This is a genomic window from Salinisphaera sp. S4-8, assembly GCF_040361235.1.
In the GTDB taxonomy this organism is placed as follows: domain Bacteria; phylum Pseudomonadota; class Gammaproteobacteria; order Nevskiales; family Salinisphaeraceae; genus Salinisphaera.
On sequence record NZ_APNF01000024.1, the window covers coordinates 1 to 14,085 of the forward strand.

Genomic DNA, 14,085 nt, shown 5'->3' on the forward strand with positions numbered 1-14,085 from the left:
CTGTGTTGATGGGCTTTGGCATAGGTGCCGTCGATAAATGCCCATTCCAGATCAGGGTCGGTGATCAGCGCGTTGGCAATCCGCCACCACTTCCCGCTCTGAGACCAGGCGCGGAAGCGTTTGTAGACCGCGTTCCAAGCGCCAAAGACCTCGGGCAGGTCGCGCCAAGGGCAACCTGTACGCATTCGGTAGAGCATGCCTTCAACCGTCAGACGTAAATCCGATTTGTCGTAGATCGATTCGGCAAGCAAAATACGTTTGAGCTTGGACCAATGCTCATCTGTGAGTATTTGTCGGGCCATCGCAGGCTCGTCGTTGTGTTGCTGGTAACACCACAATACGAGCCTGCCTTTCCTACAATCAATAACTTAGCGCAAAACGGCAACACGCCCTAGGCAAGAAGTACAGTGCCGAGTTCAAGGCAGAGGCCGTCGAACTCGTGCGATCGTCACCAAGCAGTGCGAGCGCGGTCGCCCGCGATCTCGGGCTCAGCCCGACGATGCTCAACCGCTGGTGCCGCGAGGCCCAGCGTTCGTCGAAGCCGGTATTTCAGGGCAGCGGCACGCTGCGTGATCAGGAGCTGGCCCGCCTTAAGCGCGAGCTCGCACAGGTCAAGAAGGAGCGCGAGTTTTTGCGCGACGCGGCAACGTACTTCGCCAAGGAATCGTCGTGAGGTACGCGACGATCCAGCGTTGTCGCTCGGAATATCCCGCCGAGTTGATGTGCCGCTGCCTCAAGGTCTCGACTAGTGGCTTCTATGCGTCGGCGAATCGATCGCCCAGTCGCCAGGCTCGCGCCAATGCGCGGCCAACGGAGAAGATCCACACACTACATCGCGACAGTGATGGCGTGTTCGGTGCGCCGCGGATCACCGAGACGCTGCAGTTCGAGGGCGAGACCGTCAGCCGCAATCGGGTGGCTCGACTCATGGCCGCGAGCGGCCTCCAGGGTATCCCGCAACGGCGGCGCTGACGGGCCAAGCCTTCCGGCGATCGGCCGACGCATGTACGTAATCACCTCGAGCGCGACTTCGTCGCGCTCGAACCCAACACGAAATGGGGGGCCGACATCACCTATATCCGAACCGCTGAAGCTTGGTTATACCTGTGCGTCGTTGTCGACATCTATAACAAGGCCGTGGTCGGCTGGTCGATGAGTTCTCGTCAGACCGGGATCTCGTACTCAAAGCCGTGCTGATGGCGCTTTGGCAGCGCGAGACGCGCGACGAGCCGGTCGTATTGCATGCGATCGAGGTACGCAATTTACCAGCGACGACTACCAACGCTTTCTACGCGGCAACAACATGATCTGCAGCATGAGCGCGGTCGGTCACTGCGGCGACAATGCCGCGGCCGAAGGCTTCTTCGGCATGCTCAAGCGAGAGCGCGTGAACCGGCGCCGTTAACAGACGTTGGCCGAAGCCCGAACCGATGTCTTCGATTACATCGAGCGCTTCCATAATCCGCGTATCCGACAGCGCATGGCTGCTGAAGATCAAAAGTATCCGTTAACCTTTTCTCAACCGTCCGCCGAAACGGGGTAGAACCCCAGGGCACGGCCGCGGTCGTGGTCGGCTTACTGCTGGCCGCATGCAAGGCCAAGGGCGAATTCAGCCAGAAGGTGTATGAAAAGACGCACCTGGGCACCGTGAGATAGAGATCGGTCTAGGAACAGGTGTACGAAAAGACGCACCCGTACACCCGTCACCGCGCATTGATTAGTGCAGGATGCCGAAGCCCTTTCATGCCGGGCTATAGGCAGCTCTACTCAGGCCGAGGTGTACGAAAAGACGCACCCATACACCTCCGCGCTCAGCTTGCTAGGTGTACGAAAAGACGCAGCGGCGAATGGCACCAAACCCATGCGGTGTATAAAAGACGCACCGGGACACTGAGATGCACGGCCCAGAGGTGTACGAAAAGACGTCCCGTACACCTGAGACCAACACCTACAAGGTGTACGAAAAGACGCTCATAGAGGGCAATGCATCAGTCGCGGCCGTCCATCAGCGCCTGAAAAGATCGAAAGGTGTATGAAAAGACGCACCGTACACCTGGCTTCATCTCTCAAATGTGCACGAAAAGACGCAGCAATGAGCACAAGCCGGGCGGGGTGTTCTGGTCTAGCGCCCAGGCAAATGGGTGAGGTGTATGAAAAGACGCACCCGATACATTCGGCTTACCTCTACTCCCTTTGCCTCGTAATCGAATCGAGGTGCGCAGGCCCTTTTTCTTCCACCCGGCTCGGGTGAAAGAGACACATCGCTCAGATACGGTGGGCGCATCTGTAATTACAAGCGGGGCTAACTTCTCGCGAGGCAACGAATGCAGATGACACGCCCAGCCTCAATGCCGACTATCACCCGGAACCACGGTGTACTCGATGCCGTAGTGACCGTGTCGCCGAGCTTCAACGAACCCGCTGGCAGCGCGTTCAAGGTGACCGGGTATGGCTTTGTTGCTTTGACTGCGGCAAACGATTTCCTTGGCCCGAGGCACACGACTAAGTCCACAATAGCCATGTTGGTTTTCCGAATCGACACAACAGTTGAGCTGCTGTGAATCTCCTCACCACATGCGTGGCATTGGTCATCGCCTGCACCTGCTTGAGCGCCTGTTCGAGCCAACGGGCAGACGATCCGCCGCAGGGTCTGGATTTCGATGAGTTGCCACGGCCCGCCGATGTCGCCTTGCCCGAGCGCGAGACCTACACTGCCCGCGATGGCGCGCGACTTCATTACCGGAAGTATTCGGCTAATTCGCGTACATGGCTGATCCTTATTCATGGGTCTGCGACCGATAGCGTCTACCTTTACCCGCTCGCACAGTCGCTGGCCGAGTCCGCCGCCGCGAATGTCATCACGCCCGATCTCCGAGGACACGGGCCGTCGCCTGATGTCCGGGGTGATATCGACTATATCGATCAACTCGAGGACGATCTGGCCGACCTGATCGCACATCTGCGTGACAGAGCTGCACGCGGCGGCGAGATCGTGGTGGGTGGGCATTCGTCCGGCGCCGGCCTGGCGCTGCGCTTTGGCGGCAGTGTGTACGGCGATCGCGCCGCGGGCTATCTGCTTCTGGCGCCTTACCTCGGCCATGACGCGCCCACCACGCGCTCACATTCGGGCGGCTGGGCGCAGCCCAACCTGACCCGGATCATACCGATCGCGATGGCCAATACCGCGGGGATTCGCTGGTTTAACGGGGTGGGCGTATTGCGGTTCAATATGCCGCCGGCACAGCGGACCGGCCGCGAAACGCTGTCGTATTCGTATCGACTGATGAAGGGCTTTGGCCCGGCCGACTACGCTAGCGACTTCGCTGCCATCGATGCGCCTGTGTTGTTGCTGGCCGGATCAGACGACGAGGCGTTTCGATCGCGCCGCTACAAGCCAGCGATCGAACCACACAACGCAGCGGTTGACGTTGATATCGTGCAGGGCGCCTCGCACCTCGGCCTGGTCGCTAGTGATGAGGCGGCAGAGCGAGCCGCGCATTGGCTGGCGGAGCCGGGCAGCCTAAACGATGACGAAGAAGACTCACGTAGGTGAGTACATATTTATAGAGAAGAGGGGGAATGATGCCTTTGACCAAATGTGACGACTGCGGCCACGACGTATCGACGCGCGTCAGTGCGTGCCCAGCCTGTGGTGGGCCAATGGACAATGCATCGTCCGTTCAGGCCAGCAACAGCGCCGGGAACAAGGGAAAGGACGGGAGCTACGTCACCACTCAGATGACCGCGAAGTCGCTGAAACTGCAGCAGGTCGCCGCCATATTGCTGCTGATTTTCGGCCTATCGATGGTCTTTACATCGCCCGAGGGCAACAGCCCCGCGATTGGGGGGCTCTGCACATTGGGTGGCCTGGTTTGGTTGATCGGCGTGCGGATCGCGACATGGTGGCGGCACGGCTAGACCGGTGCACCGTGCTCGATAAAATCATCGTTCATTGGGGTGATCGGCTTTCGTAGCCGATTCACCTTAACGGCTGCCTCGTTCTCGCTGACGAGCGCGCGGCCGATAAGGCCACTATCAGGCCTCACCCGAGCCGGTATCGTCAGATCGCCCGGTCTTTGCCTTCAGCTCTAGCCCGCGCTTGATGACGTAGACCACTAGCGCGACGACGAAGAACACCAGTAGCAGCCAAGCGATGCTCGATAACGTGCCAATGAGCGTGCGGTAGACCTCGAGAATCCATCGGTCCGAGGTGAGGGCCAGTGCCTCGGTTTCTCGCAACTGTGGCGTGATATAGCGCTCGATCTGGCTGATCCGAACGCCACCGGACACGCCCACCACGCAGATCGCGAAGTGCAGATAGCGGCGCCAGGAATGGGCCATCGTGCCTGGCGTGATCAGGTTCATGATGCCGGCGATCGAGCCGTTGAACAGGCCGCTCACGGCGAGACTGGTGCCCAGTGACAGCAAGAAGGTGACGACAAGTAGGGTGATGAACATAGGAGACGCTGAGCTACGGCGGCTATTTAGACTTGATCCTACGTCACTGCGAAGTGCTTATGCGTCGAGTATTTGGCTCATTTTCGCGGAGATCTGTGCGCGGTGCTCGCGGATCCGTGCGGCGTATGTCAGCGGCATTGAAACCGGCACGACTTGGCCGTGATAACAATAAAGCGAATCACGAAGGGGATAATAAAAGGCCTAAGTTCAGCATCCTGTGTCGTAAGGGTGAGTAAGTTTTGCGGCAAAATAACCGGCACAGTTCTGTCATAATCCTTGAAACATCGCGTCATATAAACCAATGACTGATCTAACGTATGGCCTCGCGCCGTGGATGCCGTCTGATCCGTCTCGTGAGCTCGCAGGAAAGGCATACCAACTGGCGCAACGATCCGCGGCGTTGGGTGGTTTGCCGCCTGCGACCCGAATTGCCTTGCAAGACATGCTTCGGACGGTCAACACCTACTATTCGAACTTGATCGAGGGTCAGAGCACTCATCCGGTTGAGGTCGATCGTGCGGTACGTGCCGGTGAACAAACACACACGCCGGGCGTGATGATTTCACTTGCGTTGCAAGAGGCGCAGCAGACTGTCGCTGCGCGCGCTGAAGCCAGCCATCACGAAAATCCCACCGATATCGAATTCATTCGCAGAATCCACCAGCTGATCTTCGAAAAGGTGCCTGAGACTGATCGGCTTGTTCGCAACGGCCCGAATGATGCCCCCGTTGTCGTTGAACCTGGCGCGCTGCGGACGACCGATGTGCAAGTCGGAAGGCATGTCGCTATCGGCCACGGCGATCTGGAAGCGGCGCTACATGCCTTTTCTGACGCCTATCGCCCCGACGGGCCGAGCTTGCGCGGCGACCAAGGTTTGATAGCTGCTGCGGCTGCGCACCATCGTCTGGCCTTCTTGCACCCCTTCGTTGACGGTAACGGTCGCGTTGCGCGACTGTTCAGCGGTCTACACATTGACCGTGTGCTTGAGCAACCTGCGATCTGGAGTCTTTCACGCGGTCTTGCTCGTGCCCGACAGACCTACTATAGCCGCTTGGGGGATGCGGATGCGCCGCGACAGGGCGATCATGATGGGCGCGGCCCGCGTAGCGAACGCGCACTTTACGCCTTCTGTGATTTCTTCCTGAACGCTTGCGTGGACCAGGTTGACTATATGGCCGATGTGCTCAGCATCGACGGCTATAAGCGGCGTGTCGAGTATCTGGTTCGTCAGGCCAGTGAACAAGCGCTTCCAGGCGTGCCCAAGCTCGACCGCGGCGCGGAAGGCGTGCTTAAAGCCGTGTTCATCGAGGGCGAATTGACCCGAGCAGAAGCAGGCCAACGGTCCGGATACAAAGAGCGGATGGGCAGACAGGTCGTAAGCGAGCTGCTAAAGGAGGGCTTGCTCGTCAGCTCGAATCAACGCGGCCCCGTTCGACCGAGATTTCCGGCCACCTACCTTGATTATCTGTTCCCGAAAATGGCCGGGCCATCGAACTAACCAAACATTGCGAGTTGGGATCGGCGAATTTCGCCGAGATCTTCGCAAACGTCACGCGTTACTTCACGGGGAACGGCTGTTATCGGCCAAAAGCAGACGCTCACGGAGCTTCCGAACTCACTAATGCGCTGTTATCGCAAACACATCGACATGACACGCCTTCGGGATTCGAACCGTTTTTCAGTTCAGCCTAGTTCGTGAACGCTCAGTGCTGGTTTGCTCGCGTTAAACTGCATCGCCAAAAGCAAATCTGCTGGTCACTCATGCCGACACTTGTGGTCTATACCTGCGCTGCGCTTGCTGAGATCGCCGGCTGCTTCGCGTTCTGGTCTTGGCTCCGATCGGGGAATAGTGCGCTATGGCTTTTTCCGGGCATGGTTTCACTGGCGGCGTTCGCTTGGTTATTAACGCTCAGCCCCACTGATCAAGCAGGACGCGCTTACGCTGCCTATGGAGGCCTATATATAGTCGCTTCAATCCTTTGGATGTGGGCTATAGAAGGGCACGCGCCCGACGTCTGGGATGCCCTGGGCGGAGCGGTTTGTCTTGCCGGCGCAGCGATCATTCTGTGGGCCCCGCATGCGACGTGAAGCTTGTGCTTGAATCGCATACATCAGGGCCAAACTAGGTGAGCCGATCATTGGAGGTATGTATTGGGTGGTGCCCCAACCAAAGACATCGGGTCACGCTAAATACCCAAGACTCGACCGCGAATCCAGCGCTTCGAGCTCGCCCCGCGCCGAACTGAAAGAGGTAGACGAACAACGGCTCGATCGATCAACCGATCGCTAACGACGGCAGTCACCCGGCACAGCAGGACAGCTGCTCGACATCTTTGGTAAAAGTCTGGGCACAGAGCTTGAGTGCTTCTACGTGAACCAGATAAGGAAACAGCAGATCGCCCAAGGCTTCAACGGTCATGCCGTGGTGGACGGCCAATACAGCGGCCTGAATCATCTCGCCGGCTTCGGGAGCCAAGATTTGAGCTCCGAGTAGACGATGGCTGGCCGCCTCGGCAACCAGCTTGACGAATCCGCGGGTCTCGAAGTTGGCAAGCGCACGTGGTACATGTTCCAACCCTAAAGAACGGGTCTCGATCTCAAGGCCGCGCGCTTGGGCTTGGCGTTCATCCAACCCCACCGTCGCGATCTGCGGATCGGTGAAGATCACTGCCGGCATGGCGGACAGACCCAGCCGCGCCCGACCGCCGGTCATGTTGACGGCCGCGCGGGTGCCGCCGGCGGCGGCCACATAGACGAACTGGGGCAGCGTCGTACAATCGCCAGTGGCATAGATATGCTCGGCGCTGGTACACAGCGAGGCATCAACCCTGATCGCACCGCGTTCATCGGTCACCACCCCGATCTTGTCTAGTGCCAAATCACGGGTGTTCGGGGAGCGGCCCGTTGCCACCAGCAGCCGGTCGCCCTGGATCGAGCCGTCGTCGGTGTCGAGCGTGAATTGCCCTGCCGCAAAATGTACGGCACGCGCCTGGCCGTGCTGGCGTACGTCGATTCCTTCGGCGCGGAAGGCCGCGGCAAGGCCCTCGCCGAGCGCGGGGTCTTCGCTGGATAGCAGCATACTGCGGGCCAGGACTGTGACCTTCGAACCCAAACGGCGGAACGCCTGAGCCTGTTCAACGGCAACGACAGAGGCGCCGATGACGATGATGTGCTCGGGCGTGTCCGGACTGAGAACCGCCTCATCGGACGTCCAATATGGCGTGTCGGCCAGGCCCGGTATTGGTGGGATCGTTGGGGAAGCCCCGGTAGCGATCAGAATGCGATCGGCCACCAAACGATCTTCGGACCCGTCATGTGCTGTGACAATCAGCGTATGCGCATCTTCGAAGTGGGCCCGCCCGCGGCGCAGCGTAATCGATGGATTATCGTCGAGTATTTTCTGGTACTTGGCCGCGCGTAGTTCTTCAACCCGGGACTGCTGCTGGCGCTGCAGGCGTGGCCTATTAATCGTTGGCTTGCAATCTGCCAACCCGTCAAACGGGTTGTGGCGTTGGTGCTGGGCCAGTTCGGCGGCGCGAATCTGGATCTTGGATGGCACGCAGCCCACATTGACGCAGGTGCCGCCAATGATGTCGCCCGACTCGATCATGCTCACCCGCGCCCCTGCCTCAACGGCGCGGATGGCAGCCGCAAACGCGCCGCTGCCACTGCCAATGATCGCGATATGGCGGTTGTCGTCTTCTCCCGCGACCCGTGAAGACTGGGCAAGCGAAGATTCGTCGTCCCAGTTGCGGGCATCGTAGCCTTGGGCCTGTACCGCTTCGATCAGCGTGGTTTCATCTGTGCCGTCATCCAACTGGACTTCGGCACGGCGCTCGGCATAGGACACCACAGCGCTTGCGCTAGGAAGTGCATTGAGCGCGTCCTCGACCCTTTGGGCGCAGTGCGCGCAGGTCATGCCGTGAATAGCGAGTATGAGTTTCATTTCGGTTCCGGATCGGTCGGGTTTAGCAGGCCATTTTCTTACGCCGATAAACGGCGTAGATCGTCAGCCCCAGGAAAAAGGCCAGCGCGGGCAGCAGCACATAGTCCAAATAGCCCACCAGCGCAGAAAGACCGACGACGCCGAACAGGATCACCAGCACCGGCGTGAAACAGCACAGCGCCGCGATGACGGTGCCTGCAATGCCCACACCGAACAGCTTTTTATTGCGGCCCATGTGGTGTTACTCCGTTGGCTCGGACGGATAGCCAGCGCGGGTCGTGGCCGCGGTTAAGTCCGAGACCGAAGCAATCTTCGGATCGAAGGCGACCGTGGCGGTCTTGGACTCGTAGTCCACGCGCACCGTGTCGACGCCGTCGACCTGCTGGAGCGCCTTGCGCACCACAAAGGGACAGGTCGCGCAGGTCATATGACCCACCGCAAGCGTTACGGTCCTTTCAGCCGCCGCAAAAGCGCCTTGTATCCAGACCGTGCCCACCAGCAGCATGGTGGCCACTAGAATCATGCGTTGTTTTCGAACCATGACGATCATTCCTTAGAGAAAAGCCGGCGCGTACCAGGGAAAGGTGAGCAGTGCCGTGACGAGTAATGCGAGCAGCCAGAAGATGAGGCGCTGACGGCGCTTGACCGCGGGTCGTGCGCACGCTGTATCGGAATCGCAACCCGGCTCGCGGCGATTCAGCCGCCAACCGGCAAAAATCAGCAGCGCCAGCGTAATGACGACGAATATCGGCCGATACGGTTCCAGTGCAGTGAGCGAACTCATCCAAGCGCCGCCGACACCAATCGATATCAACAACACCGGCGCTACACAGCACAGGGAAGCCCCGACCGCGGCGAGTACGGCGCCGATCTGGGCCCAGGTGGTGCGACCGGTCGCGGTCGTGGGGTCGTTCATGAAAAGGCTCCGTGCCGGTTCGATAATCGGACGAAGCGCAGCTTAAACGCGGTACTCAGGTACCGTGTCAAGGGCTGGCTGAGTTATTTCAGTCGCGGTGGGACAGCGTCTTGATCAGCGGGCAATGGTCGGGAGCATGCGCGTTCCGGCAGCGATCGATCAGCCCATCCAGCGTGTCTTGCATTGCGGCCAGATCGGCGATGCGGGCTGCCACCAGCGCGCGCTGATTTTCGGCGACACGGCGTACATCATCGCAATGGCCGTCGCCCAACTTTAGCAACTCGCCGATTTCGTCAAGGCTGAAACCCAGGCCCTGCGCGCGCTTGATGAAACGAATGCGGTCAACGGTCGCGCGCGGATAGCGACGGTAGCCAGTGGAAGGTTTGGGCGGCTGATCGATCAATCCGCGTCGCTGGTAATAGCGCACAGTTTGCAGATTTACGCCGGCGGCCGCCGCGAGTTTTCCGATCGTTAGTCCAGTCTCAGCCATGTCGTTTCAGGTTCAATTTGCCACGCGTAAATACGGTAGCAACAAGACATACTCGATGCGCCGTCACCAGCGCCTATCCAGTCGCGGGCGGTGCAAGTTCAAATCGGGCCGAGTCGGTGCTGGTAAATCTTGGTGGAGGCTCATGCTTGCCTGTAGTGGGTGACCGATACGGTTTGAACCATTGGCGACTGTATCCACTGAATGAGCAAATCCTGTCGAGCGTCGCCGCCGAGCACCTGTTTCGCTGGGCATCAAACCACATCGAATTAAGGGTGCCTGATACGACTGCCCGTCAAGTCATTTTCGAAAGGCTTGGCATGGGTGCCGATCGCTGACTGGGATGGTCCACTTTAGGTCGATAGCTAGCCTCGCGCGATTAGCTATTCCGAGTTCCCTAACCGACGTGCCCCGGTAGAGAGTGCTTGAAAAACGTCTTGAAACGCTTTTATCGGCCGCCGAGAAACGCCGCCGAGTGCCACTCTGCCGGATGTAGGTTAGCGCCGGCGCCGTACCGGCGGCGCCTCTGTGCAAAAGAACGGCTCCACCCAAGTCGCCGAGCGACGATACAAACTAGAAAAGAATCGATCTGATGAAAACGTGATTGTCTTTTCCGCCGTTCATCGACTTTGTTTGGGTCAAAACACGAAACGGGAAAATCGTACGTTAAGCAGCGACGCGCGCCCGCAGCCTATCGGTAAGGTTATTCATTGGCCGCTAAAGCTTCGATGATGCGGCAATTCTGGATTCGACCACCGCGGCAGGCATGAATCATATCCTCCAACGACATTTCCAACGCCTGCAAGGCCGTAAGCTTCTTACGCACGGCTTCGAGATGCTCTTTAGCGAGTCGAGCGACGTCTTCACAGGAGGCATCACTCTGATCGGCTTGCGTCAGCAGCATGCGTACATTGTCTTGGCTGAAGCCCAGTTCCCGGCAGTGCTTGATGAACATGAGCCGTTCGACATGTGAAGGGCGGTAGTGGCGCTGGCCGCCCTCGCTACGGCCTGCTTCCGGTAGCAGGCCTACGTCGCCATAGTAACGAATCGTGGCTACACCTACGCCCGTGTGTCGGGCGAGATCGCCAATCCGCAGATCGGATTGCGTCATAACCTTCTCGCGCTTGAAGCTCTAGTAACTCGAGGACTTAGTGTGTGGCTGTTGCAGCACGCTGGCAACTAAAGCGTAGGAATATCCTTTGTGCAACCGAGCTTCGATCAACCGCATGTCGGCGCACAACGTCTCAGCACTCCCAATCATGCTCGTGGTCTATGGTCTGGCGTTGCTGGCTGGCGCCGCTTTGCCGCTCGCTTTCGCGCCGTTAGGTTGGTATTGGCTGGCCGTGCTGTCGCCGGCGGTTCTATTCCTGTTGGCCGTGCGTCTACCAAAACGTGCTGCGCTGTGTGCAAGCTACTTCTTCGGGTTGGGTTACTTCGGTGTAGGCGTTTCATGGGTGTTTATCAGCATCGATCGCTATGGCAGCGGACCCGTAGCAGCCATGCTCGTCACGGTAGGCTTTGTAGCCCTCTTGGCCTTGTTCCCGTGGTCAGTGGTATTTCTCGTTCGCACCTTATCCGCCCGGATGAACGGCCTTGCTCTATGGTTTGGTTTGCCAGCGGCATGGATACTGAGCGAATGGGTCCGGCTCTGGTTCCTGACCGGTTTTCCTTGGCTTTTTTTAGGTTACAGCCAGATCGGCACGCCGCTTGCCGCGATCGCACCCGTATTTGGCGTGCTGGGCGTGAGCTTTGTGGTGACCGTTATGGCGGGGGGCCTTGCGTGGATGATTCTTCGTTTGAGCTTGCGGCGTCTGGCAATCACAAGCGGCGCACTGGTGGCGCTATCGCTTGGCATTTCACTGCTTGATCGTGAATGGACCGAGCCGGTAGTAGCCAAGCCACTGTCCATTGCGCTTGTGCAGGGGAATGTGGAACAAGACAGGAAATGGGAGTCAGGAGCGCTGGCGTTCACTTTGATGCGCTATCGGGCACTAACACAGCCATACGCTGGAACGGACCTTATAGTCTGGCCGGAAACCGCCGTGCCGGCGTGGTTCGATCAAACCTCTGATTATTTAGAGCGACTTCAAGCACGTCTCGGCGAGCGCGGATCGACCCTTATGCTGGGCATCCCCATGCGTACACGCCAGGGCGAAGCATACAATTCAGCAGTTAGCCTTTCTCGCCCAAGTCAGTTCTATTACAAGCGGCATCTGGTGCCCTTCGGTGAATACGTCCCACTGCGTCGATTTGTGGGCCCATCGCTGAATATTCTGGGCGCACCGCTTGAAGACTTCAGGGCAGGCCAGCAGCCACAACTGCTATATGCCTCCGGCGTGTCCATCGGCGCATTGATTTGCTTTGATGTGGTGTTCGGCGCGGAAGTCACTGACCTGCTCCCAACCGCGCAGTTGTTGGTTAATCTGAGTAACGACGCGTGGTTCGGAGACTCCCTAGGGCCGCATCAACACCTGCAAATTGCCCAAATGCGCGCTGTTGAAACTGGGCGCCCGCTTGTACGATCCACTAATACCGGGCTCACGGCGGTAATCGATCACAACGGTCAACTGCTGGCGCGCGCGCCTCAGTTCGAGCCGACTGTTTTGCAGGCAGAGGTCACCCCGCGTACGGGGACCACGCCCTACGTCCGCTGGCAGGACAAACCGGTGCTGGCTGTCGTCGGGATCGCACTGGTCGTGCTCGTTGGGGTAGGAAAAAAGACAAACGAAATTCAGTCTCGCTGAGTGCTTGACCCTTTAGTCGCTAGAGGTTTTATCGTCGTCTTATATCCAACAGAGTTTGGCGCATGATTGCGCTGGTGGAGGGAACACGGGATGGCCGATTGCGGCTGTGAATTCGAGGCCAAAGACCAGGCCCAACAAAAGGCGCTCTACTGGCTGTTGGCGATCAACGGCGTCATGTTTCTAGCTGAGTTCGGGATTGGTTTGCTAGGCGGCTCGACCGCCTTGATCGCCGACTCGCTCGACAACTTCGCCGATGCAGCGGTTTATTCTGCGGGGCTGTATGCGGTGGGGCGCGCCGCCCATCACAAGGCGCGCGCCGCTTCCATCGGCGGCGTCGTGCAAATACTGCTCGCGCTGTTCGCCGTGGGTGAGGTGGTTCGGCGAACCCTGATGGGCAGCAATCCCGAGCCCAGCTACATGATGCTGATGGGCGCGGCGGCACTCGTGGCAAACACAACCTGTTTGCTTATCATCGCCCGCCACCGACAAGGCGATGTGCACATGCGCGCGAGCTGGATATTTTCGGCCAACGATGTAATCGCCAATATCGGCGTCATTGTCGGTGGCGCGCTGGTCTACTACTTCGACACGCGGTACCCCGATCTCATTATCGGTTTGGTCGTTGGTTTTATCGTGTTACGCGGCGGTATCCGCATCCTGAAGGACGCGCGCCAAACGCGAGACGAGCTTCAGGAATCACCGTCCTCGGAAAGCCCTTGAACATGGCGATATCTTCGCGCGGTGCAAACAGGAAGCATAGCTTGTGTCTGCGCGGGTGACGATAGGGGAGGACACGCTGAAAAGTTCTAGCCCGGCCGACAGGCTGCGTTGGTTGGGATTATCCCTCGTGATGCTGCTTCTGGATCAAGCAACCAAGTACGCGGCCAGCACCTATCTCGCCTATGGTGAGCGCAGAGCCGTCACAGAGTTTTTTAGCTGGATCCATCTACACAATACAGGTGCCGCATTCAGCTTTCTGGCCGATGCGGGTGGTTGGCAGCGGGCATTCCTGATCGGTGTCGCCGTTGTCATGTCGGCCATGCTGCTGGGCTGGCTGTGGCGCGGGGTGGCTTCGAAAGGTCAAGGAATAGCACTCAGTGCGATTCTAGGCGGTGCACTGGGCAACTTGACGGATCGCCTGCTACGCGGCCATGTGGTCGACTTTCTCGATTTCCACTACGCACAGTACCACTGGCCGGCATTCAACTTGGCCGATGTCTGGATTACCACGGGAGCCGCATTACTGATCTGGGCGCATAGAAAATACGGCAACTGAGCGTATCGGCCGCATTACTGAGCCAGCTCGGGCTGCCTGCATCCCCACTACGGCTCAGACCCTTTTGAAGCTTTTAGGCAGCTTAAGGTAGCGATGGGTTCACGGTGCTCGGAATCGACGTAGAAAGCGTCGAGGGTGGAAGGCAAAGCCCCGAGTCATTACAGGCTTGTACCACGGCCTGGACGGTGGGTATGTGAGTTACTGTCAAATCTGGTGTATGAGGAAAGAAGCTAGGCGGCTTTCCTGCTGAGTTGTCGC

General features: G+C 58.7%; 15 protein-coding genes and 2 pseudogenes. 9 read left to right on the forward strand and 8 right to left on the reverse strand.

Features of this window, described 5'->3' with window-relative positions; genetic code table 11:
• Positions 1-302 (reverse strand): transposase (locus tag S4A8_RS18820; RefSeq protein ID WP_353221301.1); only part of this gene is annotated, 302 nt, incomplete at its 3' end.
• 95 nt (positions 303-397) lie between these two features.
• Between S4A8_RS18820 and S4A8_RS18825 the strand changes: the two are divergent.
• From S4A8_RS18825 to S4A8_RS18835, 4 genes and pseudogenes are all read left to right on the forward strand, one after another.
• A pseudogene (locus S4A8_RS18825) lies at positions 398-1,543 on the forward strand (IS3 family transposase); the annotation flags it as partial.
• A gap of 5 nt (positions 1,544-1,548) precedes the next feature.
• Positions 1,549-1,635: pseudogene (locus S4A8_RS19145) on the forward strand (hypothetical protein); the annotation flags it as partial.
• A gap of 1,054 nt (positions 1,636-2,689) precedes the next feature.
• Positions 2,690-3,553, forward strand: a complete 864-nt coding sequence (locus S4A8_RS18830) for an alpha/beta hydrolase (protein ID WP_353221302.1) — start codon at positions 2,690-2,692, stop codon at positions 3,551-3,553.
• Positions 3,554-3,660: 107 nt separating this feature from the next.
• Positions 3,661-3,918, forward strand: coding sequence for a hypothetical protein (locus S4A8_RS18835; RefSeq protein WP_293624163.1), 258 nt, complete (start codon positions 3,661-3,663; stop codon positions 3,916-3,918).
• 117 nt (positions 3,919-4,035) lie between these two features.
• On the opposite strand, the gene S4A8_RS18840 is transcribed toward S4A8_RS18835, so the two are convergent.
• The gene (locus S4A8_RS18840; protein ID WP_293624162.1) at positions 4,036-4,458 is read right to left on the reverse strand and encodes a hypothetical protein; all 423 of its coding nucleotides are present in this window, start codon (positions 4,456-4,458) and stop codon (positions 4,036-4,038) included.
• Positions 4,459-4,759: 301 nt separating this feature from the next.
• Here S4A8_RS18840 and S4A8_RS18845 point away from each other — a divergent pair, with 301 nt between their 5' ends.
• Both S4A8_RS18845 and S4A8_RS18850 read left to right on the forward strand, forming a co-directional pair.
• Entirely contained in the window at positions 4,760-5,956 is a 1,197-nt protein-coding gene (locus S4A8_RS18845; RefSeq protein WP_293624161.1) for a Fic family protein, read from the forward strand.
• Positions 5,957-6,219: 263 nt separating this feature from the next.
• A complete protein-coding gene (locus S4A8_RS18850) occupies positions 6,220-6,546 on the forward strand; it encodes a YnfA family protein (protein ID WP_209064985.1) in 327 nt (108 codons plus the stop codon).
• Positions 6,547-6,757: 211 nt separating this feature from the next.
• Here the strand turns inward: S4A8_RS18850 and merA are convergent, their stop codons facing one another.
• The 6 genes from merA to S4A8_RS18880 form a co-directional block, all read right to left on the reverse strand.
• Positions 6,758-8,404 carry a mercury(II) reductase gene (gene merA / locus S4A8_RS18855; RefSeq protein ID WP_353221303.1) on the reverse strand — a complete coding sequence of 549 codons (1,647 nt, stop codon included), beginning with the start codon at positions 8,402-8,404 and terminating at the stop codon, positions 6,758-6,760.
• A gap of 22 nt (positions 8,405-8,426) precedes the next feature.
• Complete coding sequence (merF, locus tag S4A8_RS18860) at positions 8,427-8,639, reverse strand: mercury resistance system transport protein MerF (RefSeq protein ID WP_353221304.1); 213 nt, start codon at positions 8,637-8,639, stop codon at positions 8,427-8,429.
• Positions 8,640-8,645: 6 nt separating this feature from the next.
• Positions 8,646-8,945, reverse strand: a complete 300-nt coding sequence (locus tag S4A8_RS18865) for a cation transporter (RefSeq protein ID WP_348767511.1) — start codon at positions 8,943-8,945, stop codon at positions 8,646-8,648.
• A gap of 12 nt (positions 8,946-8,957) precedes the next feature.
• On the reverse strand, positions 8,958-9,320 hold the full coding sequence (locus S4A8_RS18870; RefSeq protein ID WP_353221305.1) for a mercuric transporter MerT family protein: 363 nt from the start codon (positions 9,318-9,320) through the stop codon (positions 8,958-8,960).
• A gap of 88 nt (positions 9,321-9,408) precedes the next feature.
• A complete protein-coding gene (gene merR, locus S4A8_RS18875; RefSeq protein WP_353221306.1) occupies positions 9,409-9,810 on the reverse strand; it encodes a mercury resistance transcriptional regulator MerR in 402 nt (133 codons plus the stop codon).
• Between the two features lie 700 nt (positions 9,811-10,510).
• Positions 10,511-10,918 carry a MerR family transcriptional regulator gene (locus S4A8_RS18880; protein ID WP_353113647.1) on the reverse strand — a complete coding sequence of 136 codons (408 nt, stop codon included), beginning with the start codon at positions 10,916-10,918 and terminating at the stop codon, positions 10,511-10,513.
• Between the two features lie 115 nt (positions 10,919-11,033).
• Here S4A8_RS18880 and lnt point away from each other — a divergent pair, with 115 nt between their 5' ends.
• From lnt to lspA, 3 genes are all read left to right on the forward strand, one after another.
• On the forward strand, positions 11,034-12,551 hold the full coding sequence (lnt, locus tag S4A8_RS18885; protein ID WP_353221307.1) for an apolipoprotein N-acyltransferase: 1,518 nt from the start codon (positions 11,034-11,036) through the stop codon (positions 12,549-12,551).
• A gap of 90 nt (positions 12,552-12,641) precedes the next feature.
• Positions 12,642-13,271: a cation diffusion facilitator family transporter gene (locus S4A8_RS18890; protein ID WP_293623294.1), complete on the forward strand. Its 630-nt coding sequence runs from the start codon at positions 12,642-12,644 to the stop codon at positions 13,269-13,271.
• A 76-nt stretch (positions 13,272-13,347) separates the two neighbouring features.
• Positions 13,348-13,827 (forward strand): signal peptidase II, encoded by a 480-nt coding sequence (gene lspA / locus S4A8_RS18895; protein ID WP_353180979.1) that lies wholly within the window; start codon positions 13,348-13,350, stop codon positions 13,825-13,827.
• Positions 13,828-14,085: the final 258 nt, after the last annotated feature.